This window comes from Flavobacterium profundi, assembly GCF_006491645.1.
GTDB lineage: Bacteria > Bacteroidota > Bacteroidia > Flavobacteriales > Flavobacteriaceae > Flavobacterium > Flavobacterium profundi.
Map to the genome: position 1 here is coordinate 129047 of NZ_VDCZ01000002.1, position 26367 is coordinate 155413.

Here is a 26367-nt window from a genome sequence, read left to right on the forward strand (position 1 = left end):
AAAATTAATGAGTTCTGTTATACTAAAAAAGGTGTAATTATGACAATACCATTGGTTAATTACGACAATAGTTTTTTATATTTGTTTACCAACAAACAAATCATGAAGGCAATCAGTATTTTAGTACCTAAAACGGCTGTTACAGCAGCTATAGTTGATTCACAATATCTTTTTACTTCTATTAATCAGTTTTTTATTAATGACGGAAAAGAAGTTCCCTTTAAAATACAATTAGTTGGTGAAACCAAGACCGTACTTTTAAATCATGGAACAGTTGCTATACATACCGATTTTGTTTTAGAAGATAAACCTCAATCGGATTTAATAATTGTGTCACCAATAGGCCAGAATGTGACAGATGCCTTAGCACAAAATGAAAAAATGATACCTTGGTTGGTTCAAGAATATGAAAAAGGAGCAGAAATTGCCAGTTTGTGTATTGGAGCCTTTATGTTGGCTAAAACAGGCTTGTTGAATGATAAATCCTGTTCTACGCATTGGATGTACGTAGAAACATTACAACAATTTTTTCCAGAAGTACATGTAGTTAATGATTTAATTATAACGGAAGAAAAAGGTTTGTATACCAGTGGAGGCGCAACGTCTTATTGGAATTTACTATTGCATTTAGTAGAAAAATATACCGATAAAGAAACGGCAGTTTTAATCTCAAAATTCTTTCTTTTAGATATAAATAGAAGAAGTCAGAATGCGTTTACTATTTTTAAAGGACAACGTTCGCATAATGATTCCGATATTTTAAAAATACAAGATTATATCGAAGCGGAGTTTGATAAAAAAATGAATATTGAGGAATTAGCTTCTTTTAGTAATTTAAGCCGCAGAACATTAGAGAGACGTTTTAAAAAAGCGACTAATAATACCATTATTGAGTACATGCAACGCGTTAAAATTGAAGCCGCAAAGAAAGAATTAGAAAAGGGATTAAAAACGATTAATGAAGTCATGTATGAGGTAGGCTATTCCGACAGTAAATCCTTTCGTGAGATTTTTAAAAAATATACTTCCATGTCGCCCATAGATTATAAAAAGAAATATAATGTAAATTAACACATGAGAGCGCATTATTTTTTGAGTGTTTTTTTTATAATTTTATTTTCATGTACTAATTTTCATTCGATTGAAAATAAAATTGTTGGTATTCAGCCTTATGAGAATTTCTCAGAAAAAATGACGGACAGTATTGTCCAAGTTATTCATTCTATTTATAATTTAAAAGTAGTTGTTTTACCAACACAAAAACTGCCCAAGCAAGCATTTGTTAATCAAAAATCACCTCGATATAGAGCAGATAGTTTGATTCAATTCCAAAGAATAAAGCAATCAGATACAATCAATTATATTTTAGGCTTAACGCACCAAGATATTTCTACAACTAAAAGAGATGGTAATGGAAATATAAAAAAGCCTCTTTATAAATATGAAGATTGGGGAGTAATGGGATTAGCCTATTGTCCTGGTACTAGCGGCATTGTTTCTACTTTTCGTTTGCAACATAAAAATTCCAAGGTTCATATGCTACGCGTAAAGAAAATAGCCATACATGAATTAGGTCATAATTTAGGATTACCACATTGTCAGAATAAAAAATGTGTAATGACTGATGCAGTAGAAAGTATCGCTACTATAGATAATGCGGAATTAGCTTTGTGTTCTGATTGTAAAAGAAAAATTACAAATTAAAGCTAATTCCGATTTTTAGAGAATTTTAATAATTTCCATTTAATAATGCACCACCAATAGTGGACTTTGCTTCGATACCTATTTTTTTCATCATTTCATAGGTGGTACAAACCGCAGCAGAAGTCACAGGAATGCCACATTCCGCTTGAATTAAATCAATTGCTTCTAAAGATGGCATTTGTACGCAAGCCGAAACGACTAATACATCTACATCTGTTAAATCCAATTGCTTGTAGATTTGCAAGAGATTCATTGGATCTTGAGCGGCAACTTCTAAATTATCGGGGATTTCTAAAGCAATACTTTCTTTCACTTTAATGCCTTGATGTTCAATGTAATCGACAACTTTATCAGTTAAAGGACGCATGTAAGGCGTAATAATGGAAATTTGTTTCGCGCCTAAAACCTTTAATCCGTTAATTAAAGCACCCGCAGAGGTTACAATAGGAGTAGGGAAGTCATTTGCTACCGTTTCTTGATGTAAATTTACTTCGGAAACACAATGATAGCCACGTCCCATGCTCATTATAGCAACAAGGCAAGCATAACCCATAACATCTACATGAGCATCGGATAATTCTTGAGCACATTTTAAACTCATTTTATCCATAGCTTCGAGTTCTTCTTTGGTTACTTTTTTCATGCGCATTCGGCTACTATGAAACGTAAAACGTTCTGGTAGAATGGTTTCTCGGGCACGAAAAATTGCGGGTATTTCCGTTTCCATTGTGATATTGGAAGATGGAACAATTTGTCCTATTTTGTATTTTTTAGTCATATTCTAAAATTTAGTGCTACTAAGTTGCAAAAATTATTTGCTAAAAATAGTACGCTTTTTTTTATTATTTTGTCCCTCGACTGCGCTCGGGAAGACAACGTTATCCTAATCTCGTTTGTCACCCTGAGCGCAGTCGAAGGGCATTTAATTTATATCTCTTTTACTGTATTTTCTATAAATCCAATTTTTTCAACTGTACATTTCACAACATCACCCTCTTGTAACCATTCTTGTGGTGTTCTTCCAGCACCTACACCAGCAGGCGTACCTGTTGCAATAATGTCTCCTGGTTCCAATGTGAAAACCGTACTTAAATCTTCAATTAAATCATTGATGTTAAATAACATGAATTTAGTATTAGAGCTTTGTTTTTCAATACCATTAACGGTTAAAGAAAGATTTAAATTATGAGGATTTTCTATTTCATCTTTAGTAACCAAAATAGGTCCCATAGGCGCAAAAGTATCTTGCCCTTTGGATACAATCCATTGACCAGAACGACGACAATCTCTGGCAGAAATATCATTAATTATAGTATATCCAAAAACATAATCTAAAGCATCTGATTTTGGGACATACTTTCCTTTCTTTCCAATTACAACGGCTAATTCTACTTCCCAGTCTAATTGATTGGTTAGTTTTCTATTTAATAGTACGTTTGTATTTGTTGCAGTAACTGTAGTGGGTGGTTTTGAAAAAATAACGGGTTGTTGTGGTAATTCTTTTGAAGTATCCAAAGACCGTGCACTTTCCGCCACATGTTCCGTATAATTTAAACCAATTCCGATAATATTCTTGCGAGGCTTTGGAATAGGTGCTAAAAAAGTTGCTTCTTCAATAGGAATACTAATTTCTTCAAAATCAACAGCTCTGGTTTCTGCAATTAGGTCCGTAATTTCAGAAATAACTTCGAAGCCTAAATCAATTAAATCGAGCATATTATCGGGTAGTGGAAAATTGGAAATATTTCCAAAATCTTCCATATCAACCACTAAATTATCATGTAAAAAACCTAATCTTGGTTCTGAATCTTTGGTTTGGTAGGTAAGTAGTTTCATTATTTTTTAGTTTACTGTTTTAAGTTAACAGTTTAGTTTATTATTTTTTAAAGAATAAAAGTCTTTTCTCTTTCTTCTTTTCTCTATTTTTCTTCTAATTGATGTCCGTTATTTTCTAAATAGTCTTTGCCTTGATACAAACCTAGTTTTTCAATAACTGGCAAATCATTAAAATTGAACAAACAAGCATCTTCTGTTTCGGATAAGTTATGATGTTCGTGCCAAGCCCAACTTGGAACACAAAATATATCTCTTTCTTTCCAGTCGAAACGTTTCCCATCGATTATGGTATAACCTTTTCCTTTGGCACATTGGTACACAAATGAACCCGTATGCTTGTGTGCTTTTCCTTTAAATCCTGCAGGTAATAATTGCATGGCTGCACCCATAGTTTGCATAACATGTCCACCTGTTAAAGGATTAGAATATTGCATAAAAATACCATCAAAAGGATTAATTGTATTGCTTTTTGAAGCTTCAACTAAAGCAGGATAAACTTTAGACCAAGAAAATTTGAATAAAGGAGAATAGGGTTTGTCCCAAACTTTGTCAGCTGGAATGATACCTGCTGTACCATAATTTATAGGCGAATAATTTAATGGTACATCCAAAGGTTGTTTGCCATCAAAAACAGCATAATCGTTTGCTTCTAAAGCATTTACTAAGGGAATATCTAAACCGTCTTGCCAAATACAAGTCTTTCCATTGGCATTTACACCATGTTCGTGCCAAGTAGAATTAGGAGTAATGACAAAATCATTTACTTCAAATGTAATTTTATTGCCGTCTACAACTGTGTAACCACCTTCTCCTTCCATAATAAAGCGTAGGGCAGAAGCTTTGTGTTTATGAGCAGACGTAAACTCACCAGGTTTCGTAACTTGAATTCCAGTGTACAACCATCCCACAGCAGCCGAAACGTCTTTTCTTTTGTCATTAACCAAATACACCACGCGTCTTCCAGCTTGTTCTGGAGTCACTAATTCGGAAGATTGTAATACTAATTCTCGTAAATCATCGTATTTCCAAAGCATAGGAACAGAATTGGATTTGGGTTCCCAAGGTTCAATATCATTGGCAACGGTCCATAAAGCACCTGCACCAAGATTTTCAAGCTTTTTATAATAAGCCATTAATTCGGGTGAGTCTTGTACTCTTGCACGACCATATTGATCGTCTGAATGGTTTTCTTGCATTTTATTTTCTTTTTTGTGTCACCCTGAACGGAGTCGAAGGGCAACTATTTTGTATTAAATTCGTCGTGATCGTTAATAAATGTAATCTTTCTTGTTGGAGCAGTATTTACCCGCAAATCAAAAATATCAAATCGATTGTAATGTCCTAAAATATCGTGCATTTGTTTCGGTTGGATGCATTTAGACAAATCGATGTCGGCATAAATAATACCTTCCTCATCAATTAAAGGTTCTCCAATTACAGCACCATTCGGGCCAATAAAACCAGAAAAAGCTGAATTTTTTCGTGTTAAAACTTCGTCAACATTGGGTACATCTTCTCGTAAAGCTTCTTTAATTTCTTCAGAAATAGTGGAACATGAAACAATGGTGAATAATTTTCCTTCAAAGGAATGAGCAGCAGCTCTAATTTTAATTGCTTCTGCCATATTGTAATCGGGTGGTGCAACAGGTAACGAAATATAGTTGGCAATGTGTACCAATTCGCCTTGAGCTAATAATGTAAAACGCGCTAATGTATTGGTGTTTTCTCCACAAGCCAAAGTACCCAGAGGACCAACTTCCGTATCATATACTTTTAAAGAGGAACCGTCACCAGAAGTCCATGTTAATTTTTCAGCCCAAGTAGGTACTAATTTTCGGTGTTTACCAATGAGTTTCCCTTGGTTGTCAATTATAATATTAGTATTGTAAATTTCGCCAAAAGAATCCCCTCTTTCATTTAATCCAATAACGATGTGAATATTATAGTCTTTAGCTGCTTGAAACAAAGGTTGCATTGCTTCATCTTCTGTTTTTACAGCAGCTTTATATAATTTTTCATACCACTGACTGCCTTGAACGGGTGTCATAATCCAGTTCCAATAGGGATAACCCGCAATAAAGACTTCTGGAAATGCAATTAATTGCGCTCCATTATTACTAGCTTCTTTAATGAAAGCAATGGCTTTTGCAATTGTTTTTTCGACATCTAAAAAAACGGGAGCGGTTTGTACGGTTGCTGCTTTGAATTTTTTAAACATCATATTATTTGTAATTCATAATTTTATTTTTTATTTCCTCATTAAAAGGTTCCGATTTTATACTATTTCTGTCTTCAGCTATGGTGACGTTTACCAAAGTGACTTCTCCTTCCAAAACCATTTGTTGGTTTTCATTTACAAATTGAAAACCGCAAATCACAGCAGATGATTTTAGTTCCTTTACCCAAAGCGATTTTGTTAAGACTTCTCCTATACGAGCTGCATTTTTAAACTGCACTTTTAAATCTACAGTTGGTATACCATTCGTATCATGCATTTTTGAAAAAGGCCTTTCTAAAGCTTCTTCAAACCAATCTTCTACTAAATCGTTTAACATTTCTAAAAAGCGAGGATAGAATACAATTCCTGCGTAATCAATATGTTTAAAACGTATTTTTTCTTGTTTTATAAAAGGCTTATTCATTTTTATTATTGAATTTTGATTTTAATTCCAAACTTCTCTTTTCTGCTAATTTCGAATAATTTTCTTCTTCTTCTTTTGTATCAGTTAAATAGGTAATTCCGAATTCCTCGAAAAGATTTTGTTGGAATAACATACTATCTTCTAAAAAGGTTAAATTTTTAGTCGCATAAGAATTAAAACAACCAAAACATAGCTCAATATATCCCAGTATTTTATCTTCTTTATTATAAAAGACGATAGTGTGTCTTGGAAAGTAGCAATCGGCTCTTTCATCAATATAATCATCTGTAGAAACTAAACTATTCTTTAGCTTTTTAATTTGTTTTTTGTTTAAAATAATTTTATTTCGTAAATATTTTTCAGGAAATGAGATTGCAACTACTTTTCCTTTGTTATAAATCATATATCTTTTTTCACCTTCCCATTTAGTTAACTCTAGGAATGCATAGATTTCAATTTTTTTTGTTTGTTTGAAAATGCAATTAATTAGTTTTTTATTTTCATTTTGACTTAAGCAAGTGAATAATTGAAACAACGCGAGTATTAAAAAAATCTTTTTCATAATTTACTTCAACTTAAATCGTTGTATTTTTCCCGTTTCGGTTTTAGGCAAACATTCCCTAAAATGAATTACTCTAGGGTATTTATAAGGAGCAGCTACTTCTTTGAACCACAATTGTATAGATTTAGCTAATTCATCTGATGCTTTAAAAGTGTCTTTTAACACAATATGTGCACATACAAGCATGCCTCTTTCGGTATCAGGTAATCCAACAACCGCACATTCTAAGACGGCTTCATGTGTTAAAAGTACGGATTCTACTTCAATTGCAGCGATATTATAACCAGAAGAAATAATCATATCATCGCCTCGAGCGACAAACCAATAATACCCTTTTTCGTCTTTTTTGAAAATATCACCCGTTATATTCCAACCCTCTTCAACGTAGGCTTTTTGTTTTTCTTCTCGATTAAGATATTTACAACCTGTAATGCCTCTAACGGCTAATCTTCCCGGTTGATTTGCGGCTAATTCTTTTCCTTTTTCATCAATTATTTTGGCTTCATATCCTAAAATAGGCAAACCCGTTGCTCCAGGAATTCTATTTTCTTCATTGGACGAAATAAAAATATGAAGCATTTCTGTTGCACCAATACCATCAATTATTTTTAATCCTGTTGCTTTATACCAATCTTCCCAAACTTGAATAGGTAGGGTTTCACCTGCTGAAACACATCTTCTCAAACTGGAAACATCATATTCAGTTAATTTAGTAGTTAAGATACGCCAAGCGGTAGGTGCTGTAAAACAAATGGTAATTTTAAAGCGTTCAATGGCTTGTAATAACACATCGGGACTTGGTTTTTCAATTAAAAAGGTAGAGGCTCCAAAATACATTGGAAACAAAACCAAACCACCCAAACCAAAAGTAAAGCCTAAAGGCGGACTACCCGTAAAAATATCTTCTTTCGTAGGTTGTAGCGAATAATTTGGAAAAGCTTCACAAATATTCAAAATGTCTCGATGAAAATGGGCAGTCATTTTGGGTAATCCAGTGGTACCAGAGGTAAAGCCAATGATACAAACATCATCTGAATTAGATGAATAATTGTTAAAATCCTTGGGTTTGGATTGCATTAATTGTTTTAAATCACCATTTCTATAATAGCATTTTTGTTTTAAAGAGGGAGCAGTTACAAGTTCGAGTTCGTCGGCCAAATCACTATCAGCGATCGCAATACTAATTTCGGCACAATCAATAATCGTTGTCAATTCTTTAGCACGAAGTAACGGCATGGTTGCTACAACTATACCGCCAGCTTTAATAATGGCAAACCAGCAAGCCACCATCATAGGATTATTGGCAGAACGTAATAAAACACGATTTCCAGAAACTAATCCTAAATCATCGACTAAAACGTGAGCAATTTGATTGGCTTTATCATATAAATCTTGATACGTCCAAGTTTCGCTAAACGTACGTAAACAAACGGCATTTCCATTTCCATTTTTAATGTGTATATCCAATAAATTTTCCACACAATTTAGGCTTTCAGGTCTTTTAAATTGAGGTAAATCCAAAAAAGAATACTGAGGCAGTAATTCTTCTGAAGGTAAATTATCATATGCAAAATTATCTGTATACCTTTTCATTTTAAGTATTTAAAAAGTTAACAATGGAATTAAAATAGAGTTCGTAAGCATCAAGCCATCCATAATGACCACAATTTTCCATAAGCACTAGTTTAGAATTTGGAAAAGCAGTTTCAATTTCTAAAGCTGTTTCTACTGAAATAATATCATTTTTGCCTTGTAAAATAAGAACAGGTTGTTTAAAATTGGTAAAAGAATCGGTACAGTTATATTTTATTGCAACCAAGTTATTAAAAACTAAAGCATTGATATTCATTTTTACTTGTGTTAATCTTTCCGCTATAATTGGCGCTTTAGATTTATCGTAAACATATGCATAAGCCAAATATTTAGCTCTTTGAGTTGCAGTTTCAACTGAAGTGTCACCATTGGCTATTTTTCTTCGATAATACGTAAGGCTATCCAATTGATTCTTAGTTAAATTATTTTCTAATCTCTCTTGGATAGTGGTGGTAAAGTTCATACTAACACCACCTGATGAAGAAAAAATGAGTTTATCAATAGTTTCAGGATGTTTGGTACTGTAATAGGAGGCTAAAATACCTCCGAAAGAGTGCCCCAAAATCGTCCATTTCTCAATTTTAAGATGTTGTCTCAAATTTTCAATATCTTTCACCATCGCATCCATAGTGACAGTTTTAGCATTTACCTCTTTGAGTGTTGATTTTCCTGTTCCTCTTTGGTCATAAAGAATACATTGATAGTTTCTGTTGGCTAATTCCTTTGCCAAATAACCAAATCCTTCTGAATTCATTCCAGGACCTCCATTAATTATTAATATAGGTTTACCTGAACCAAAGATTTGATAATATAGATTAGAATCGTTGCTTTGAATATTATCACTGGTTTGTGAAAAAATCAAAGAAGGGAAAAATAATAAATAAACGAGAAGTTGTTTCATCATGATTTTTTATTACTCTTTGGTTTTAAAACCTTTTTCATACTTTCCATTTGTTTTCTTTCACTTTCTTTTAAAGGGTATAAATGTGACATTCCCATTTGATACGACTTAGGAATATCGTTTGTTTGAAACCCTTCATAAGCTTGCGCATTTCTAACAAAATAAGGGTCTAACAATAAAGGTCGGCCTAAAGCGACTATATCAGCTCTACCATTTAATAAAATCGTATTAATTTGATCGATGTCTTGAATATAACCAGCAGTGATAGTTGGGATGTGTACGGTATTTCGAATGGTATCCGAAAATGGAGTTTGCCACATTCTTCCCGTTTGCGGTTTTTGATTACTAACTGTATTCCCTGTGGAAACGTTAATAATATCGGCACCAGCCTCTTTAAAAGCTTGAGCGATATAAATAACATCTTCTTCACTAATTCCATTTTCTGCCCAATCGGAAGCAGAAATACGAACAGAAATGGGCTTTTCTTCTGGGAAAGCGGAACGAATACTATTAAAAACATGAAGAGGAAATCGCACACGATTTGCAATACTACCTCCATATTCGTCTTTTCTTTTATTGGTTAAAGGTGATAAAAAGGAAGCTAATAAAAAACCATGATGCGCTTGTAACTCAATCATGTCAAAACCTGCCTCATTTGCATTTTTAGTCGCTTGGATAAATTGATGGGTTATTGCTTCCATATCATTTCTATCCATTTCTTTTGGTACGGGTGTGTTTTCATTAAACGGAATGGCTGAAGCTGATATCAAATTCCATTTTTCTTTTAATTCTTCTGTTTCCCAAGGCTTTTTAGTAGCTCCTTTTCTCCCAGAGTGTCCTAATTGAATGCCTATCTTACAATTCGTATATTGATGAATGAAATTAGTTATCCTCTTCCATTCAAGCACTTGATTTTTAGTATAAATACCTGCACAACCTAAAGTAATTTTTCCAGTTTCTGAAATAGCTGTCATTTCGGTAAGAATTAACCCCAAACCACCTAACGCCCGAGACGTGTAATGTTGGAAATGCCAATCGTTAACTACACCATCAATGGCTGAATATTGTCCCATAGCACTCATTGCGATGCGGTTTTGTAAAACTACATCACGCAATTTAAAAGGTGTAAAGGCAGCAGGTATTTCGACTCCGTTTGATGCGACAGTTTGATTTTTGGTATTGAATTCTTGTAAGACTTTATCTGTAAATGTTTTATCACGAATACGAAGGTTTTCATATGTCACTTTTTTGGAACGCGTCATGCATCCAAAAGCAAATTGATAAAAAGGGTGTTGCATATGACGGTCCATATTTTCAAACCAATCTAGGGAAATAGTAGCTGCATATTGAATCATTTCAACTGTATTCCTTCTTGTTTTTTCATAGGTTTCAAAAGCTGTAGTAATCGCTTCGGGATGCGCTACAATAGCATCCGATAATGCAATCGCACATTCCATAGCTAATTTGGTTCCTGAGCCAATAGAATAGTGCGCTGTAGCTTTGGCATCACCTAAAAGCACTACATTATCTTTGTACCAACGCGCATTGGTAACGTGTGGAAATTGTCTCCAGTGCGATTTATTGGTAATCAAAGCATGACCCTCTAATTCTTCTTTGAATAAGTTTTCCAGTTTATCAGTTGTATCTTTTTCATCATACGTGTCAAATCCTAATTTTTCCCAAGTTTCAGGAGCACATTCAAAAATCCAAGTGCTTTTTCCTTCTTCATACTGATAGGTATGTGCTGCAACCGTACCCATAGGAGTTTTTTTGAAAAAATAAGTAAAAGCATCTAAAGGTTTTGTAGATCCCATCCAAACAAATTTGTTTTTCTTCAATTGAATTTGGGTACCAAAAGAAGCCTCAAACTGACTTCTGATAGTGCTGCTAATACCATCACAGGCTACAATAACATCAACATCTTTAAAAGCTTCAAGGTTGTCTATATTGGATTCAAAATGCAAACGAACGCCTTCTTGTTCGCAACGCAAGTGTAATAATTGCAATAAAGTCTTTCTCGAACAGCCACAAAATCCGTTCCCTGCGCTACTTACTTGTTGACCATCTCTTGCAATAATAATATCATCCCAATACGCAAATTTACTTCGGATTAACTCATAGGAAGGCATGTCTCTTTTTAAGAATTCGCCTAAAGTTTCATCAGAAAAGACAACTCCAAAACCAAAACTGTCATCGGGTTTATTTCGTTCATACACATCAATTTCGCAATCTGGCATTGCTTTTTTGGTTAATATTGAAAAATATAAGCCTCCAGGACCACCACCTATAACTGTTATTTTTAATTTCTTAGCCATTTATTGAGTAAAATTTGCTTCTAAAATTGTATGATTTAATATTATGCATATTTATTATTTTCTCTTTATAGAAAAAATTTCACCTAGTTTTCCATAATTAGAACCTGCTAATCTCGCAATAGGAGTATAGGTTTCTAAATTAATTCTATTATTTTCCATAAGAATGGAATCATCGATATGCATCGTAATTATTTTACCAATTACTACACAAGCGCCACCTTTAGCATCATTATCAATAAAATAATGGTGTATCATTTCGCATTCAAAATGTACTAAACTTTCTTTCACTCTTTTGGGTAAGACAGATACGGAATCAATAGGCGTGAGGTTAGCCAATTGAAATTCGTCTATTTCAGCTCCTACACTTTCTGAAGTAAGATTCATTTGTTCTACCACATTTTCAGTAACCAGATTTACTACAAACTGTTTATTTTCTAGCACATTATTCAACGTATCTTTATTGGTGTCATTATCTCTTCGTGTAGAAAATAGAACACAAGGAGGATCACTACTTACCATATTAAAATAAGAAAAAGGAGCTAAATTGTTAATGCCATTTGCATCAATTGTTGAAATCCATCCGATGGGTCTGGGTATAATAGTACCTGTTAAAAGTTTATAAAGAACCGAAGGTTCGGTTTCTTTGGTATTGTATTGCATTTGTGTCGTTGTTTTTACAAATTAAATAAAATTTATGCTATTTTTTTAAGAATAAATAAATAATTACTAAAAATTATTACAAATGATAGATACACAATGGTATGGATGAATGCATCCAAGAACCTTTACAATCACTTTTTAGTAAAATACTATACATAGTCGTTGTTAATTTTAAATAACCTTTTATTAATATAAGTCGTTTTAGGTTACTCAGATATTTTTGTAATTTTGAAACAATACAAACAAACATTTTAATAACATGAAAAATTTAAAAAGAGCTGTTTTAGCTTTGGCTTTAGTACTATTTATTTCTTGTGATAAAGAAGAAATCAACGATTCAAACAAGTTAGATTCAAAAGCATTACAAACTAAAGAAGCGACAGCAAGAACAACAGAAGTACGTTTTGATGTATACATTAAATTAGTTACGCAATCAGGACAAGAAATTCCAGCGAGTACGTTACCTGGTTATGGAGCAACGAATTTAGACACAGGTGATTTTTATTATGATTCTCCTTATGAGCCAGGTTTATTTGAAAGTTTACCAATAGGAACGTATCGTTTTATTGCACGTGATGGCTATTGGGATGGTGCTTCTTCAGCTATTGTAGAGGTAACTCCAGAGAATGAGGAGCCAGAAGGATGGATTTACGCAACATTGCATTATTGGTCTGAATAATTCAAATACCCATTTTAATTCATACAATGCGAAAAGGAAACTAAGATCAATTAGTTTCCTTTTTTTATTGAAAATGAAGGTTATGTTAGCTTTCTAACAATCAATACCATAATGATGATGTATTTTTATAGTATAAATCGAATCGTTATGTTAAAGAAAATAATACTATTGTTACTTATTGTTTTATTAAATAGTTGTGCTAAAGAAGAGAATATAAGCAACGAGCAAATGACACAGCCTGAAGTTTTGAGCAGTGGTGTTTTTGAACCTACTAGTGGTATAAATGTAATGGGCGGAGTTACTATCTATAAAAATGGAACACAAAGAAATGTAACCCTTACTAATTTCAGCATTTCAGAAGGTCCTGATTTAAAAGTATATCTTTCCACTACAAATACTCCAGATACCTTTATTAGTTTAGGAGATTTAACTACTGCTACTACTTATACTATTCCACAAGAAGCGGATTTAAATGTATATACCTATGTTTTAATACATTGTGAGACCTATAATCACTTGTATGCTATAGCCTCTTTAACTGCAAATTAAATAGTATAAATGTAAGTTTACAATACTTTTTTAATTAAATAATACACGATAATAAAAACAATAATGCTTCCAAAGCATCCTAATTTAGTTTTCTTAGCAGCAAAAAGTGCTACAAAAAAGGCGATTAATTTTTTCATGTTTGTGTTGTATTTAAGGTAAACGAAATTCTGGATTATAAATCAGTCCAATAAGATTATCCCATGGATCTTTTACCGTGGCCACCATAATATCGCCACCCACATTTTGTGGAGCTTCATCAGCAGTAGCACCATTTGTAATAAAGAAATGATAGGATTCTTCTATATTTTCCACACCCCAAAAGCAACTTACATTGGGAACTTTTGAAGACGTAAGTTCTTCTGGTTGTAAACCTAATTCGTAACCCCCAATATTGAAACCAATGTAATAGGGTTCGTCAAAATAGGGTTGTGTTTGAAATACTTTACTATACCATGCTTTGGCATCTTGTAATCTCGCAGGACTTATCTTATAAATGACAGTGCGAAGCCCCAGAATTTTGTTTTTCATTATTTGTTCTAAATTTTTACTAAGATAGTTAAAATTTAAAAACCAATGTGTTACAAGATTTTATGCTATTATTTCAAAATTTTAATTCTTATCAATAAAACCAATAACCTTTTCAAAATACGCATCGCCACCCACTTTCCAAACATTTAAATGGTTGGCCTGATCTATTTCTAAGAATTCTTTTTGTAAACTAGGAATGGCTGCAAAGTTTTCTTTAGCATATTTAATATGAATTCTTTGATCTTGGTTACCATGAACTAATAAAATAGGTTGGGTTATCTTTTCACAATAGGCAATAGGTTTTGCCTCTTCAGGGTTAAAATCTGCTATTTTTCCAGCACGATGCACTAAATAATGGGTGAGTGGTTTCCAGTTAAAGCCCAAATGAAATCGGAAATAATCATGAGTAATCGTTTCAAAATCGGTAAACGTACTTTCAATAATCCCATAATCTATTCTTTTATCGGTACCCATAGCTTGCAAACCAATGGCACCACCAAGTGATTGTCCCCATACGCCTATAGGAGTTGTAATTTTTTCTTCAGTTATGAGATAATCAATTATTTTTGAAATGTCTTTTTTCTCTTTTACACCAAAAGTACAATGTGTTCCACCACTTTCACCGTGTGCTCTTACATCCACTGCAACAGCATTATAACCCGCATTCGCCAAGCGTTTACTCAAAGCTACAAAATGTTCTTTTCTTGAACGGATACCGTGTAGTAAGATAATTGTCCCTTTGGTAACCGTATCATTGGAATAGGTTAAATAACAGGATAGCGGAGTACCATCAAAAGAAGTTATTTGCAATGCCTTTCCATTTAACGAACTATTTTTAAAGCTTTCTGTAGTTTGTGGCGGTTGTTTGCTTTTAAAACTTTCAATGAGTGGATTTTTAATTTCGGTAATAAATCTTGGAACATAAAAATGCAAAAAAAGAAAGCCTAAAAGCACTAGGGAAATTAGACTTAACCGAATAACTTTTCTCTTTTTTTTCATTATTATTACAATTGGATAAATGATTAGTATTCTCTTACTTTACCTAACATAATTCCTAAACCAACGCCACAATAGCTTCTGTCTTTGTTAATTTGTGCCATAGGTGAAACCGAAAAACCAAAATATTTAGAAATAGGGAACTCAATTTTCGGACTTATTATTAGACTTATTGTATTATATTTATAATAATCATAGGTGTAATTTTCATCTAAATTAACTGTAGCATTATTAGGTATGTACTGCCAGTTTTCGGGTTCCTCAATTACAGTATATCCTACTCCTAAAGCTACGTTGGCTCTAATCGTTCCTTTTTGATTTAAATTATAAATTTTACCCAATTCTACTTTGTAAGTGGAAAAATAATCAAAAGGATAAGAAAACGATAAAAAACCTAATCCTCTACTGTAATCGTCTGGTTTGGATTTTGGATCTCTTATATTTCTAGTATAACCCACTTTTATGGAATATGTATTTTGAATGACATAATTCAACGTCCAATCGAGTCCAAAATAGTTCCCAATATTTACTTCAGATGTGGCATAATATGTATTTGCAGTTACATTTTGTGCTTTTACTGAAGAAAAAGTTAGCACAAAGAAAAGTAGTAGAAAATAATTCTTCATGATTAGTATATAAAAAGTTTATTTAGAGATTAAGGTTAATAAAGAAAGGTTGCGTACAGTAGCGTTTTAAATTTAGAATTATAGTACCAAAATAAAACATATCTAGTTAAACGAAACAATGTTTTTAAAAATTAATTTTTTCTTAATAACACCACGCCGTTAGGAATAATAGCAATTAAAAGACAAGTGCTTATAATGATGCCATAATTGATATCGTTCCAATGCAAGTTTCGAATACCGTGTTTGCAGGCAGTACATGCTGCAATTTTTAAATGTGCATCTAAAGCGGAAACCGCAGTAAGAAGCAGTCCAAAGAGTAGAAGACTAACACTAATATTTAGAAGAGCTTGGTTGAATTTAATTTGATAGTTTTCAAGAACAAGAACAACAAATACAATTCCGAAAGAGATATAATACAGTTCATTCAAATAAAAATAAAAATCTTTACCCACAAAATGAATTTTATGAGCCGTAGACCAAACAAAAATGGTTTGAATACTATTTCTTAAATAACGCTCTACAAGGAAAGCCGCCACTATTCCCAAAAAAAAGGCAGAGAGAGATAAAATGATTTTTTTTGTCATAATACTTCTTTTTTTTGAAAATTATCTTTCATTCAAAAATTAACATAAGTTCTTTTTTTGATGAATTTATATATTAATTTAATTTCAAAAATTGTATTATGCAACAAATGTTAAAATTTTAACATTTACATACTAATTTTTCACAAAAAAATGGAATAAACAATTAAAAATTGGCAAATAAAAAGAGATTTTACCTTTGTACTTCTTTTGAACCGATATGTAACACCATTCATCTGGTTTTTAATTACAGTATAAAAAACAGAAAACAATAGGCTATTTTTTACAAGTGCTTATTTAAAATATTTTCTGTACCCCATTTTTCCATAGCAGCAAGTACAGGTGCCATACTTTTTCCCAATTCGGATAGCGAATACTCAACTCGTGGTGGAGTTTCATTAAATTGTTCTCTAATAATTAATTGATCTTGTTCCAACTCTTTAAGCTGATCTGTAAGAACCTTTCTAGAAATAGTAGGTATTCGGGTTGCAATTTCACCAAATCGTCTCGTATCTGAACGCAAACAATATAATATAATGGGTTTCCATTTGCCGCCAATTAAGGCTACCATAGCACTTACCGGACATGGATTTTGGGTTGTTTTTTCTTCTTTAGTTACCATTACGTTACCACTATTTTTACAGTTACCAAGAGGTAACTGGTTACTTTTTAAAACTTTTATTAGTTACTTTGTGTAACAAAAGTAAAGTAATAATTTATAAATACAAAAAAAATGATTTTAATAACAGGAGCAACAGGTAATTTTGGAAGCGCAACTATTAATTTTTTAGTAGAAAAAGGAATCCAACCTCATGAAATTAGAGCCTTAGTGCGCAATGAAGCATCTGCTACTGCCTTACTCGAAAAAGGCATTGGTATCGCAATAGGTAGTTATGACGACTATAACTCACTTACCAAAGCATTTACAGGTGTAGACCAACTCTTGCTTGTATCGGGTAATGATATTGAAAACCGTCTGCAACAACATCTAAATGTAATTAATGCAGCAAAAGAAGTGGGTGTAAAACATATAGTATACACTAGTTTCCAACGTAAAAATGAAACGCCATCTTCACCGCTTTGGGTGGTAGCGCATTCGCACCTAGAAACAGAAAAGGCTTTAAAAGAAAGTGGTCTTACGTACACCATATTAAAAAACAATTTGTATATGGATTTCTTACCAGGATTTATTGGCGAACACGTTTTAGAAAATAAAACCATCTATGTACCTGCTGAAAACGGTACCATTAGTGCGGTGTTACGTAGTGAAATGGCAGAAGCAGCAGCTACTATTTTGAGTTCGAAAGGACATGAAAATAAAGAATATGATTTTACCAACAATGAAGCATTGTCCTATAGCGAAATAGCAAAAATTATTTCTGAAACTTCGGGTAAAAATATTGTTTACGTTTCACCCTCTGCAACAGAATATCAAACCACTTTAAAAGGATTTGGTTTACCAGATGAAGCTGTTGGAGTGTTCACAAGCTTTGCGGTAGGTCAGGCAGAAGGAGAACTAGAAAAAGTGAGTACCGATTTAGAAAATATACTACAAAGAAAACCCGTATCGGTTCGAAGCTTTTTAGAAAAAACATACGCTTCTTAATTTTAATTTAATTCTTTTATACAAGTTGAACTAAGTATGGGTGTACCCATGCTTAGTTCTTAGTTTTTAAAATAATCTTATTTTAAAGTTTAATCATATTATTTATTTCTTGAAACAAGAATAACATTCAGGTTTTAAAATAGTAGTTTTTTCAGGTTTACCACAGCAATGACATACATTTTCTTTATAGTCATAATTTTGCCATTCATTCCAACTACTAAAACAACTTTTACAATAAGGACGATCAGTACTATATATTACTGGAGCTTCACATCTTATACAAAAGCCTTTTTGATGTGAAATTTTGGATGTAAATGTATTATTACTAAATTTATTGTTATCAAATTCCTCTCTAGACATTTTAACATCAGAATCAAATATTTCATATTCAAAATCATCATAGTAAAGTTCTTTTATATTTTTATTTTGGTATAAATCATTGGTTTTGTCATAGATAATTTTTGAAGATATGAATTTTTTTGAAAGGCCTAAATTAGTTTTAATATAAACTGGTCTCTTAACAAAAATGCATGGATTATTTTGAATCACTTTATTTGTATAATCATAGGTTTCTTTATACAATTTATCCATATTAAGTGTACCATTTGAAAAAGCAATACCATATTCAACATTACCTGTCATAGATTTACCTAATAAATTTAATGAAGTGACTAAACCTTCATTTTCATTCGCATAAAATTTAGCATGCAAATTTGCACAGTAAATGATGACTACATTGTGAAACTGTTTAAAAAAATCTAAATCCTCAGGAGGCAAACTTTTTTTAGTATCTGTTTCATTTTTTCCAAAAACAATAATGAGCTCTAAACTGGGATTATTGGTATAATTTTTAAACATTTCTTTACTGTAGGCATCTAATCTAATAAAAGGAGAAAGTATAATTAATTCTTTTTTGGCTTCCCATATAATGCTTGTAAGCTTATCATCTAAAGCTTTTCCTGTTAAAAATTGTGACATTGAATTACATCTTTATTTTACAAATTATAAAAAGGTATAAAAACATCATTATTATAAAAATCTGTTTCTAAATGTATTTTTATAAAACTATTTGAGGTAGGATTATTAAATGCAGAATCTAAATAGAATTTTGAAAAAAAATTAAAAACTTCATCATTTAAGTTAATAATTTTTAATAAACTGTATTTTTCAACTAATGGTTTAAATTTTTTATAACCTTTATCAGATAAACAATTTAAAAATAACCAATTAATTTCTGCATCTGACAATTGAGCTCTAATTATTGAAGTATAGGAATATTTAATTTTATAGTCCTCAATAATATTATTACTAAATTTTTTTTCATCGACGATTTTAATTAATCTATATAGATTACGATAATAATGACCATAATCTGTATCGTATTTTTTATAGAATAGATTATAAATGTAATTAAAAGAGGTATTAATTTCTTGTTTTTTATTCATTATTTTAATTGTAGGAAATTTCTTTATATTATTATAAATTTCAACATTTTTTTTGTTTTTTTTAGAAGTCCTTCTAACTTCAATCAATAAAAAAAGATGTAGCAATCTAAAAGAGTTTTTAAAAACATCTCTAGATTTAGTTATTTTTTCTTCATTCCTAAAAATAAAATCATTCTTACTAAATAAATAACTATAATCTGCACCTTTTATTTTATAAATTGAATTTAAATAAAAATCCATATCTTGAATAATTTGATGATGAATAGATAACAATTTGTAAAAATTATTCTCAAAATTTTGAATATAATCCCCATCTTTTTGTTCTTCAAATTGTAATTGAACTTGACGATTTGCTTCATATTGCATGTAAAAAGCTAAAGAAGCAGCTATTATACCAATAAACGCTAATATTGGATTTAAAATACCTCCAAAAAAATCACCATAAGCTCCAATTTCTTTAAAATCTTTTTTGAATGCTTGAGGTTTGTTATATACATCTCCTAAATAATCAATTGTAAATACTAAAATCACAAGTGATAAAGCTAAGAGGATTAATGATACAATAATAATTTTACTATATTTGGTTTTATTGCTAGTTGCGTTCATAAAAATAAGATATATAGCAGAACCAAATGATATAACTGCAATTAACGATAATATATTTTCTACTAATTTCATTTATGGAATTTCAACTATTTTAATTGGAAATGAAAGCATATTCATTTCTCTTACACATTGAATTAATGAATATTTAGCAATATTCGATTTTACTAGATGAACATTTCCTTTAATTGCAGGTATTTTTTTTGAATCTGATTTAAAAGCCATAACAAATTCAAACCTTTTATTTTTATTTGTCAACTTATTTATAAATATATCTTTATCTATAATTTTATCTGAGTTTTCCTTTTTTCTATTATATGAGTTAATTACTTCATTAACGAATTTTAAACCACCGGAACTTACATCATTATTAAATCTTGCTGCAGAAACTTGAATTTGATTACTTAAATCTCTAATTTTCCCATCAAAACCTTTTTTAACATGCACAAAATATAATACATTATTACTTTCATAGAGAATATCACATAATTCAATATTTTGACCTAAAGATTTGTCAAAAACCCAATAATTATCTTTTAGATGATATTTTCTATTGTAGGAGTCTTCATCTTCATTTAAATCAAAATTCCATTTTTCTGTAAGAATATTTTGGTCTAAATAATTGAATTCAATCATTCTGTTGCAAAGTTCATTAATAGAGTTAGTAAAATTATCTTCAACTTTAAACCATCTTGTGTCAATTTGAAAGATTGGCCTGTTTTCAATATTCAGTTCGCAAATTATATGATCTAAAAACACACCTCTTGTTAAAATTTTATTTTTTCTTAAACCATAAATCCATAGACCACTAATTATTCTTCTAAATTCCATTAAATCAAGGTTCTCATAGTTCTCATATATAATTTTTAAGCCTTGATATAATAGTTTTTCTTTATCTCTAAACTCAAATTTTTTATTATTATCTTTAAGTTTAAAAATAAACATATCACTTTCATAAAAATCTTGAATATTTGATGGATGAACAAATTCAATCTCTGGGTGTTTAGGAAAATCAGAACGACTTGGAGAAAATAATTCATTCATATAATTGAATAAAACAAATATTAACTCTTTTTTGTAAACATCTTTAATTATAGTTTTATCTTTTATTTCAACAAATGAAGTTAACTGCTTTTTATAATTACTTTTAGATATTTCGTTTAAGGTTAAGAAAATACTATGTAATTCATTAAAATTGATTTTATGTTTTATATTAAAATAAGATCCGATTTCAAGAATAGTAGTTCTATCACCAAAATCTATAAATGGAAACACACTATCTTTAATTTCTTTTTTTAATTTTAAATTTATTTTTGATGGAATATTGGTAAAATTAAGAACATCAATTAGTTTTAATCCGTCCTTAAAAATATCTTTACGTTTAGATAGTTTACCTGAAATACCTCTAAATTCAATCGATAATACTTCTTCATCTAAATCAGTAATGTATTCAAAAAAATCTAAACCAAATCTTTGATCTTGATACCTGATAATAACTCTACTTCCACCACCACCAACAATTGCATAAATATTATTTTCTGCACAAGCAAATAAAACAAATGAAATTTGTTTAACTGAAAAGTCATGTAGTTTAGATAATGACTCGGGTATAAAATCTTTCCAATAGGATTCTTTTTCTTCTGTATAAGAATAAGTAAAATACTCAATATTATTAATTATTATTGGATGTAATCTATAACTTTCTTCAACTTCGTTAACTTTTTCTTTATGCTTATTTACAATATGATTTATTATATCATTGTTATTCACTAATTCATTTTTTTTAAATTCAAAGTGAGTTTTATCAATTCTATAAATTTTAATATCGTATTCTGGATTTTCAAAAAAAATATCATTCATATATAAATTTTGCAACAATTTAATTTGTTTAATATTAAAAATATATATAAAACTTCTCAAATGTTAAAATTTTAACATTTTAATCCGTTTTTTTTCCAAAATTAAAACTTGATATGAGTCTGATTTTATGGTTAACCATAATTTTAGTTTCTAATTTTATATGCTTTTTCAATATATATCCCTTTTTATCTGTTATCTGCTACAGTTCATCTTGTTTTTGAATTTTACAATAACAAATCCCTAACAATTGCATCCTTTTTTCTTGGTACTTTGCAGTTTCAAACGCGTTTTGTAAAGTGTTTGTAGCGAAAATGTATAGGTTTCATGCTACTTTACCGAAGCTTTTCCGAACAACATCCGAACAAAACCCTTAAAAAGGCCCTTTAAATACGTCAGTATACATCAAAACAGGTCAAAACCCGTCAAAACCATTCAAAACCAGTCACAGCCTCATTTTTTTATGTTTTTGGCAAAGTTGTTGAATCTATCCTTATACTTAGCTAAGGAAAATATAAAGTGTAGTACGATTAGGATCATACCATTAAGTTACTGATTGCATTATACTTTAGAAACACAAAAAAACAATTAGAAAAATTTAAAAAATTAAAATTATGGGAACATACAACAAAGGCATTATTGGTGCCTTCTCAGGAAAAGTAGGTCCAGTGGTAGGCGCAAGCTGGAGAGGTAAAGAAATTTTACGTAGTTTACCTAAAAAGAGTAACAGAATAGCAACACCAGAACAAGCGTTGCACCGTATGAAATTTACGGCTGTTATCTCTTTTTTAAACCCAATTCATCCTATTATTAGTCGTTATTACGGTAATAATCAAGGAGAAAAATCAAGGATTAATCGTGCCATGTCTTATCATATGAAAGAAGTAGTGCAGTATGCTGATCCAGAGTATACTTTTGCCTACAATAAGGTACAAGTATCCAAAGGCTATTTACCAGGTATAGAAGGCGGTACAGTTGCTTCGTCTATTGCCAATACTCTTACTTTTAGTTGGAATGATAATTCAGGGCAAGGGGAAGCTCAAGCAACGGATGCATTAGTCGTAGCGGTTTATGAACCTTTAAGCAAACAATGGGTGTATTCTTTATCTGTAGCAAATAGAAATACCACTACAGGTTCTTTAGTATTGCCACCCACATTCAGCGGTACGACAGTAGAAGTGTGGGGTTTGTTTGCTTCGGTAGATGAAAAAAAGTACGCCACAAGTACCTATTTAGGAAACGTACTTGTAAGTTAATTTATTTATAAACTAAAAAAAGAATAATTTAAAAGTGCAATATCAAGGTATTGCACTTTTTTTATAATAGTAGGACTTATACAAAATTAATTTCAAATATGAAATATTAAAAACTGTAAATTATCATATTTTTAACATGTTTTTACTGAATTATGGAATGGTTTTGGATGTAATTCTAGTTCAATAAACAAACAAAAATGAAAAAACAAATTGATCACTTAAAGAAAGAAGTTTCTTATCTTAAAACTTTAATTTTAGAGCTATTACCAGTAAAAGAAGAAGAATGGTTAGACAGTGCAGATATTAAGCAACGGTTTAATTTTAGCGAAAGTAAATTATACCGATTGCGAAAAAACAATGCCATTCCACATACTAAAATAGGAGGCAGGTACCATTATCCTAAGAGCTTTTTCAATCAGTATTTAATGAAGAAAATAGAAGCCTAAATTTTAAAAAGGGATTGCAATAAACCTATCTTTGTAAATCCCTTTTTCTATTACCCAAACCAAAGCATAACTTCCAGCACCATCACTGTTCATGGTTTCTATATATAACGATTGATTCGTTTCGTCATGATAAACTCTTGTAGTTGTTAGATTAGGTTCGTATAAATTTGAGATACCATTATATGGAACTTTTGTTGTAACACCGTCTATCGTTATGCTAATACTTTTATATGCAAGTTTTGGTAAATTACCATCCGTACCAAAAGATTCTTTACCATCAATTTTTTCAATTTGACTTGGATTATCTTTATAATAGGTATAACTATGGTTACTTTTAACAAAAGGTGATGTAGTTAATTCTATAGAAAGGGTACCTTTGGATAAAATGATTCGGTCATTGTCTATAATTCTTTGTGGAATACTCGGAAGAGATGATAAATTTACAACTCTATTGTAGTAAACATAACCATTAAAAGTTTGATTGTTTTTATTATAAGTGATATCGACCCAATTTCCTTCTGGACCAAAATGACTAACGACAGTACCATTGGTAACTTTATCTATAATATTGTTGGAAATTTCTTTAGAACTGCGCACATTCACATAACCATCAGTATCTTTTATGATTGCAAATTCAAAGTCTTGAGAATGACATAAAGAAATAGCGAATGAGAATACAAGTAAATATATTTTTTTCATTTTTTAGTTATTTTCAAAATAATCATCTAAATTAGAAAGTGCCATTGTAAAGCCTTCTTTAAAGCCCATTGCGATTATTTTTTCTAAATCTTCCAAACTTTCATATTGCGCTACGATGCTTACTAGAGTAGTATTCTTGTTGGTATTTTCTGTAAAAGTATTGGTCCATTTGGTGCGAGGCATTTCGGTAGAAGTAGTACCTTCTTCGTCACAAAATGCGTCTAAACCAGTATAACTATGCAAAGGTTCAATTTGTAAATAGTCATTTTTACACCAGTGGTATTCATTTTCAGGACTTTTCATAGCGTATAACCAAGTACCACCTTCTCTAAAATCCATCGATTTTGTAATCGTTTGATAGGGTTTTGGTGCCCACCATTGGTCTAAAATTTCAGGTTTTGTCCAAGCATCCCAAGTATGAGAAAGATTGGCATTAAATTCTCTTTTTACTAGTACCGTATGATCCTCTTTATTGATTGTAAAATCAAATACTAAATGCGTTTTCATAGTTGTTATTTTTGTGGATTGGTCTTTTTTAATTGTTCTAAAACTTGATCCAATTGGTTAAAACGCGTTTCCCAAATTTTCCGATATTGCGCGAGCCATTGGTCAATTTCTTTCATTTTTTCAATTTGTAAGGAATAGTAAATTTCTCTCCCTTTTTGTTCTTGGGTAACCAAATCACACTCACTCAAAATACGCAAATGCTTTGAAACTGCTTGACGCGTGGCTTCAAAATGATCGGCAATAGCATTAGGAGTCATCGCATTCACGGCGATTAAAGAAATAATAGCTCTACGCGTGGGGTCGGCAATCGCTTGAAAAACATCACGTCTCATAAAAAGGCATTGTTTAATAGTGAAACTAATTGGTTGCAAATATAAGTGCAACTATTTGGTTTCACAAGTTTTTTTACTATTTTTTTTAATTTTAAAAAAGGAGTAGGGATGCCCTCAACACTAAATAGTTTCTATAAAAAACAAATTTTATTCGTAAAGACCTAAGCGTGTTTTTAATAGTTTTACTTCAGAGGTGAGTTGGTTCATCTTATGCAATAAGTCTAAAATAACGGCTATACCTTCCTTATTGATATTTAAATCATTATGCATGCGAATAATTTTTTCCACGTGTACCAATTCTTCTCGATGAAGGTATTTTGTATTGTTGTAAACAATTGTATGTATCAATCCAAAATCTTCTAATTCCTCTATGAAATGAGTTTCAATTTGGCATTCTTCACAAAATAGGTCTATAATAATTAAGTCTTGCGTATCCATGTGGTTTATTGTTTTGCTAATTGTTCAAATAATTCTCTTTCTTTATCCGAAAGTTTGGTAGGAATGGCAATAGCGTAGGTCACATATAAATCACCAAAATTGCCTTCTTGTTTGTACATTGGAAATCCTTTTCCTTTTAAACGTACTTTAGTTCCGTTTTGAGTGCCTGGAGTAACCTTTAATTTCAATTGTGTACCATTGAAATCGGTAATTGTAGTTTCACCACCTAAAACGGCAGTGTATAAATTTAAATCGTGATTCAAATACAAATCAGCTCCATCTCTTTTAAACGGCGTATCATTGGTAATGGAAAAAGTAATATACAAATCACCTTTCGGCCCCTTATTTATGCCTTCACCACCATAGCCTTTTATTTTTATGGTTTGACCGTCTTCAATACCAGCAGGAATGGTAATCCGAATACTATTTCCATTTACATTAAAAGTTTGTTTGTGCGTGGTAGCGGCTTGTTTTATATCGAGTTGAAGGGAAGCATTAAAATCTTGTCCTCTAAATTGAGCGCTACTTCTTCCTGAGCTACTGGATTGTCTTCCAAACATAGAAGAGAAAAAATCGGAGAAATCTTCACCTCCAAAATCTGCAGTAGTGCGATGTCCTGAGTCATTGGAATAATGCTGTTGTTGTCTTTGCTGTTGCTGGTACTTTTCATATTCTTCTCCATGTTCCCAATCCTTGCCGTATTTGTCGTATTTTTTACGTTTTTCAGGATTACTCAGTACTTCATTGGCCTCATTAATTTGTTGAAATTTAATTTTGGCATTGGCATCGTTAGGATTTACATCAGGATGCCATTTGCGAGCGAGTTTGCGGTAGGCTTTTTTAATAGCTTCAGTAGAAGCATTTTTATCTATTTCTAGAATTTTGTAGTAATCTATAAATTCCATAAAAATCCTTTATAATTTGTTAGTTTATGTATGTTGTTTGATACGTAAATTTACAAATAATTGGAATATCAATTTTATGATATCTATCAGGAATTTTATAA

The 26367-nt window shown here is 31.2% G+C and carries 30 protein-coding genes; 7 read left to right on the forward strand and 23 right to left on the reverse strand.

Annotated elements, in window-relative coordinates; genetic code table 11:
• Positions 1-39 precede the first annotated feature (39 nt).
• A complete protein-coding gene (locus FHG05_RS03380; RefSeq protein ID WP_232338044.1) occupies positions 40-1071 on the forward strand; it encodes a GlxA family transcriptional regulator in 1032 nt (343 codons plus the stop codon).
• A 3-nt stretch (positions 1072-1074) separates the two neighbouring features.
• On the forward strand, positions 1075-1704 hold the full coding sequence (locus tag FHG05_RS03385) for a matrixin family metalloprotease (protein WP_140996606.1): 630 nt from the start codon (positions 1075-1077) through the stop codon (positions 1702-1704).
• Between the two features lie 25 nt (positions 1705-1729).
• Here FHG05_RS03385 and FHG05_RS03390 read toward each other — a convergent pair whose 3' ends face one another.
• The 10 genes from FHG05_RS03390 to FHG05_RS03435 form a co-directional block, all read right to left on the reverse strand.
• Complete coding sequence (locus FHG05_RS03390; RefSeq protein ID WP_140996607.1) at positions 1730-2482, reverse strand: maleate cis-trans isomerase family protein; 753 nt, start codon at positions 2480-2482, stop codon at positions 1730-1732.
• Positions 2483-2631: 149 nt separating this feature from the next.
• Positions 2632-3540, reverse strand: a complete 909-nt coding sequence (locus FHG05_RS03395) for a fumarylacetoacetate hydrolase family protein (protein ID WP_140996608.1) — start codon at positions 3538-3540, stop codon at positions 2632-2634.
• Positions 3541-3623: 83 nt separating this feature from the next.
• Entirely contained in the window at positions 3624-4736 is a 1113-nt protein-coding gene (locus FHG05_RS03400) for a cupin domain-containing protein (protein ID WP_140996609.1), read from the reverse strand.
• Between the two features lie 44 nt (positions 4737-4780).
• Positions 4781-5761: a carbon-nitrogen hydrolase family protein gene (locus tag FHG05_RS03405; RefSeq protein ID WP_140996610.1), complete on the reverse strand. Its 981-nt coding sequence runs from the start codon at positions 5759-5761 to the stop codon at positions 4781-4783.
• Position 5762: 1 nt separating this feature from the next.
• Positions 5763-6182: an acyl-CoA thioesterase gene (locus FHG05_RS03410; protein WP_140996611.1), complete on the reverse strand. Its 420-nt coding sequence runs from the start codon at positions 6180-6182 to the stop codon at positions 5763-5765.
• Positions 6175-6744, reverse strand: coding sequence for a hypothetical protein (locus FHG05_RS03415; protein WP_140996612.1), 570 nt, complete (start codon positions 6742-6744; stop codon positions 6175-6177). The genes FHG05_RS03410 and FHG05_RS03415 overlap by 8 nt, the downstream gene beginning before the upstream one ends.
• Before the next feature lie 3 nt (positions 6745-6747).
• Positions 6748-8337, reverse strand: coding sequence for an AMP-binding protein (locus tag FHG05_RS03420; RefSeq protein WP_140996613.1), 1590 nt, complete (start codon positions 8335-8337; stop codon positions 6748-6750).
• 1 nt (position 8338) lies between these two features.
• A complete protein-coding gene (locus tag FHG05_RS03425; protein WP_140996614.1) occupies positions 8339-9241 on the reverse strand; it encodes an alpha/beta fold hydrolase in 903 nt (300 codons plus the stop codon).
• A complete protein-coding gene (locus tag FHG05_RS03430) occupies positions 9238-11553 on the reverse strand; it encodes an oxidoreductase (protein ID WP_140996615.1) in 2316 nt (771 codons plus the stop codon). Before FHG05_RS03430 ends, FHG05_RS03425 begins: the two co-directional genes overlap by 4 nt.
• Before the next feature lie 54 nt (positions 11554-11607).
• Positions 11608-12213 carry a flavin reductase family protein gene (locus tag FHG05_RS03435; RefSeq protein ID WP_140996616.1) on the reverse strand — a complete coding sequence of 202 codons (606 nt, stop codon included), beginning with the start codon at positions 12211-12213 and terminating at the stop codon, positions 11608-11610.
• Positions 12214-12472: 259 nt separating this feature from the next.
• Between FHG05_RS03435 and FHG05_RS03440 the strand changes: the two genes are divergently transcribed.
• Together FHG05_RS03440 and FHG05_RS03445 are read left to right on the forward strand one after the other, a co-directional pair.
• A complete protein-coding gene (locus FHG05_RS03440) occupies positions 12473-12892 on the forward strand; it encodes a hypothetical protein (protein WP_140996617.1) in 420 nt (139 codons plus the stop codon).
• A 147-nt stretch (positions 12893-13039) separates the two neighbouring features.
• Positions 13040-13441 (forward strand): DM13 domain-containing protein, encoded by a 402-nt coding sequence (locus tag FHG05_RS03445; protein ID WP_181369138.1) that lies wholly within the window; start codon positions 13040-13042, stop codon positions 13439-13441.
• Positions 13442-13591: 150 nt separating this feature from the next.
• Here the strand turns inward: FHG05_RS03445 and FHG05_RS03450 are convergent, their stop codons facing one another.
• From FHG05_RS03450 to FHG05_RS03470, 5 genes are all read right to left on the reverse strand, one after another.
• Positions 13592-13969, reverse strand: a complete 378-nt coding sequence (locus FHG05_RS03450) for a VOC family protein (protein WP_140996619.1) — start codon at positions 13967-13969, stop codon at positions 13592-13594.
• Between the two features lie 81 nt (positions 13970-14050).
• A complete protein-coding gene (locus FHG05_RS03455; RefSeq protein ID WP_140996620.1) occupies positions 14051-14968 on the reverse strand; it encodes an alpha/beta hydrolase in 918 nt (305 codons plus the stop codon).
• Positions 14969-14991: 23 nt separating this feature from the next.
• Complete coding sequence (locus FHG05_RS03460; RefSeq protein WP_140996621.1) at positions 14992-15591, reverse strand: hypothetical protein; 600 nt, start codon at positions 15589-15591, stop codon at positions 14992-14994.
• Between the two features lie 131 nt (positions 15592-15722).
• A complete protein-coding gene (locus FHG05_RS03465; RefSeq protein WP_140996622.1) occupies positions 15723-16175 on the reverse strand; it encodes a hypothetical protein in 453 nt (150 codons plus the stop codon).
• Positions 16176-16455: 280 nt separating this feature from the next.
• Entirely contained in the window at positions 16456-16794 is a 339-nt protein-coding gene (locus FHG05_RS03470; RefSeq protein ID WP_140996623.1) for a winged helix-turn-helix transcriptional regulator, read from the reverse strand.
• Between the two features lie 111 nt (positions 16795-16905).
• Between FHG05_RS03470 and FHG05_RS03475 the strand changes: the two genes are divergently transcribed.
• Entirely contained in the window at positions 16906-17778 is an 873-nt protein-coding gene (locus tag FHG05_RS03475) for an SDR family oxidoreductase (RefSeq protein WP_140996624.1), read from the forward strand.
• A 102-nt stretch (positions 17779-17880) separates the two neighbouring features.
• Here the strand turns inward: FHG05_RS03475 and FHG05_RS03480 are convergent, their stop codons facing one another.
• The 3 genes from FHG05_RS03480 to FHG05_RS03490 are packed head-to-tail and all read right to left on the reverse strand — an operon-like array spanning position 17881 to position 21686.
• Positions 17881-18756, reverse strand: a complete 876-nt coding sequence (locus tag FHG05_RS03480) for a phospholipase D family protein (RefSeq protein WP_140996625.1) — start codon at positions 18754-18756, stop codon at positions 17881-17883.
• Positions 18757-18773: 17 nt separating this feature from the next.
• Positions 18774-19901, reverse strand: coding sequence for a putative phage abortive infection protein (locus FHG05_RS03485; protein ID WP_140996626.1), 1128 nt, complete (start codon positions 19899-19901; stop codon positions 18774-18776).
• Positions 19902-21686 carry a DUF6119 family protein gene (locus tag FHG05_RS03490; protein ID WP_140996627.1) on the reverse strand — a complete coding sequence of 595 codons (1785 nt, stop codon included), beginning with the start codon at positions 21684-21686 and terminating at the stop codon, positions 19902-19904. It lies immediately after the preceding gene.
• Between the two features lie 611 nt (positions 21687-22297).
• Here FHG05_RS03490 and FHG05_RS03495 point away from each other — a divergent pair.
• Positions 22298-22939, forward strand: a complete 642-nt coding sequence (locus FHG05_RS03495) for a DUF6266 family protein (RefSeq protein WP_140996628.1) — start codon at positions 22298-22300, stop codon at positions 22937-22939.
• 197 nt (positions 22940-23136) lie between these two features.
• Positions 23137-23385, forward strand: a complete 249-nt coding sequence (locus tag FHG05_RS03500; RefSeq protein ID WP_140996629.1) for a helix-turn-helix domain-containing protein — start codon at positions 23137-23139, stop codon at positions 23383-23385.
• A 3-nt stretch (positions 23386-23388) separates the two neighbouring features.
• On the opposite strand, the gene FHG05_RS03505 is transcribed toward FHG05_RS03500, so the two are convergent.
• The 5 genes from FHG05_RS03505 to FHG05_RS03525 all read right to left on the reverse strand — a co-directional run bounded on the left by FHG05_RS03505 (position 23389) and on the right by FHG05_RS03525 (position 26266).
• Positions 23389-24084, reverse strand: coding sequence for an SH3 domain-containing protein (locus FHG05_RS03505; RefSeq protein WP_140996630.1), 696 nt, complete (start codon positions 24082-24084; stop codon positions 23389-23391).
• A gap of 3 nt (positions 24085-24087) precedes the next feature.
• A complete protein-coding gene (locus tag FHG05_RS03510; RefSeq protein WP_140996631.1) occupies positions 24088-24591 on the reverse strand; it encodes an SRPBCC family protein in 504 nt (167 codons plus the stop codon).
• 5 nt (positions 24592-24596) lie between these two features.
• On the reverse strand, positions 24597-24923 hold the full coding sequence (locus tag FHG05_RS03515) for an ArsR/SmtB family transcription factor (protein ID WP_140996632.1): 327 nt from the start codon (positions 24921-24923) through the stop codon (positions 24597-24599).
• Between the two features lie 147 nt (positions 24924-25070).
• Entirely contained in the window at positions 25071-25361 is a 291-nt protein-coding gene (locus FHG05_RS03520) for a chaperone modulator CbpM (RefSeq protein WP_140996633.1), read from the reverse strand.
• Positions 25362-25366: 5 nt separating this feature from the next.
• Entirely contained in the window at positions 25367-26266 is a 900-nt protein-coding gene (locus tag FHG05_RS03525) for a DnaJ C-terminal domain-containing protein (RefSeq protein ID WP_140996634.1), read from the reverse strand.
• Between the last annotated feature and the right edge of the window lie 101 nt (positions 26267-26367).

Excerpts from the sequence above, each read along its gene's own strand:
- FHG05_RS03525 (WP_140996634.1), bottom strand. The coding sequence starts at position 26,266 with ATGGAATTTATAGATTACTACAAAATTCTAGAAATAGATAAAAATGCT.
- FHG05_RS03380 (WP_232338044.1), top strand. The coding sequence starts at position 40 with ATGACAATACCATTGGTTAATTACGACAATAGTTTTTTATATTTGTTT.
- FHG05_RS03390 (WP_140996607.1), bottom strand. The coding sequence starts at position 2,482 with ATGACTAAAAAATACAAAATAGGACAAATTGTTCCATCTTCCAATATC.
- FHG05_RS03405 (WP_140996610.1), bottom strand. The coding sequence starts at position 5,761 with ATGATGTTTAAAAAATTCAAAGCAGCAACCGTACAAACCGCTCCCGTT.
- FHG05_RS03485 (WP_140996626.1), bottom strand. The coding sequence starts at position 19,901 with ATGAAATTAGTAGAAAATATATTATCGTTAATTGCAGTTATATCATTT.
- FHG05_RS03440 (WP_140996617.1), top strand. The coding sequence starts at position 12,473 with ATGAAAAATTTAAAAAGAGCTGTTTTAGCTTTGGCTTTAGTACTATTT.
- FHG05_RS03500 (WP_140996629.1), top strand. The coding sequence starts at position 23,137 with ATGAAAAAACAAATTGATCACTTAAAGAAAGAAGTTTCTTATCTTAAA.
- FHG05_RS03410 (WP_140996611.1), bottom strand. The coding sequence starts at position 6,182 with ATGAATAAGCCTTTTATAAAACAAGAAAAAATACGTTTTAAACATATT.
- FHG05_RS03445 (WP_181369138.1), top strand. The coding sequence starts at position 13,040 with ATGTTAAAGAAAATAATACTATTGTTACTTATTGTTTTATTAAATAGT.
- FHG05_RS03425 (WP_140996614.1), bottom strand. The coding sequence starts at position 9,241 with ATGATGAAACAACTTCTCGTTTATTTATTATTTTTCCCTTCTTTGATT.
- FHG05_RS03435 (WP_140996616.1), bottom strand. The coding sequence starts at position 12,213 with ATGCAATACAATACCAAAGAAACCGAACCTTCGGTTCTTTATAAACTT.
- FHG05_RS03395 (WP_140996608.1), bottom strand. The coding sequence starts at position 3,540 with ATGAAACTACTTACCTACCAAACCAAAGATTCAGAACCAAGATTAGGT.
- FHG05_RS03475 (WP_140996624.1), top strand. The coding sequence starts at position 16,906 with ATGATTTTAATAACAGGAGCAACAGGTAATTTTGGAAGCGCAACTATT.
- FHG05_RS03495 (WP_140996628.1), top strand. The coding sequence starts at position 22,298 with ATGGGAACATACAACAAAGGCATTATTGGTGCCTTCTCAGGAAAAGTA.
- FHG05_RS03515 (WP_140996632.1), bottom strand. The coding sequence starts at position 24,923 with ATGAGACGTGATGTTTTTCAAGCGATTGCCGACCCCACGCGTAGAGCT.
- FHG05_RS03505 (WP_140996630.1), bottom strand. The coding sequence starts at position 24,084 with ATGAAAAAAATATATTTACTTGTATTCTCATTCGCTATTTCTTTATGT.
- FHG05_RS03460 (WP_140996621.1), bottom strand. The coding sequence starts at position 15,591 with ATGAAGAATTATTTTCTACTACTTTTCTTTGTGCTAACTTTTTCTTCA.
- FHG05_RS03415 (WP_140996612.1), bottom strand. The coding sequence starts at position 6,744 with ATGAAAAAGATTTTTTTAATACTCGCGTTGTTTCAATTATTCACTTGC.
- FHG05_RS03400 (WP_140996609.1), bottom strand. The coding sequence starts at position 4,736 with ATGCAAGAAAACCATTCAGACGATCAATATGGTCGTGCAAGAGTACAA.
- FHG05_RS03470 (WP_140996623.1), bottom strand. The coding sequence starts at position 16,794 with ATGGTAACTAAAGAAGAAAAAACAACCCAAAATCCATGTCCGGTAAGT.
- FHG05_RS03465 (WP_140996622.1), bottom strand. The coding sequence starts at position 16,175 with ATGACAAAAAAAATCATTTTATCTCTCTCTGCCTTTTTTTTGGGAATA.
- FHG05_RS03510 (WP_140996631.1), bottom strand. The coding sequence starts at position 24,591 with ATGAAAACGCATTTAGTATTTGATTTTACAATCAATAAAGAGGATCAT.
- FHG05_RS03520 (WP_140996633.1), bottom strand. The coding sequence starts at position 25,361 with ATGGATACGCAAGACTTAATTATTATAGACCTATTTTGTGAAGAATGC.
- FHG05_RS03420 (WP_140996613.1), bottom strand. The coding sequence starts at position 8,337 with ATGAAAAGGTATACAGATAATTTTGCATATGATAATTTACCTTCAGAA.
- FHG05_RS03455 (WP_140996620.1), bottom strand. The coding sequence starts at position 14,968 with ATGAAAAAAAAGAGAAAAGTTATTCGGTTAAGTCTAATTTCCCTAGTG.
- FHG05_RS03490 (WP_140996627.1), bottom strand. The coding sequence starts at position 21,686 with ATGAATGATATTTTTTTTGAAAATCCAGAATACGATATTAAAATTTAT.
- FHG05_RS03450 (WP_140996619.1), bottom strand. The coding sequence starts at position 13,969 with ATGAAAAACAAAATTCTGGGGCTTCGCACTGTCATTTATAAGATAAGT.
- FHG05_RS03385 (WP_140996606.1), top strand. The coding sequence starts at position 1,075 with ATGAGAGCGCATTATTTTTTGAGTGTTTTTTTTATAATTTTATTTTCA.
- FHG05_RS03480 (WP_140996625.1), bottom strand. The coding sequence starts at position 18,756 with ATGTCACAATTTTTAACAGGAAAAGCTTTAGATGATAAGCTTACAAGC.
- FHG05_RS03430 (WP_140996615.1), bottom strand. The coding sequence starts at position 11,553 with ATGGCTAAGAAATTAAAAATAACAGTTATAGGTGGTGGTCCTGGAGGC.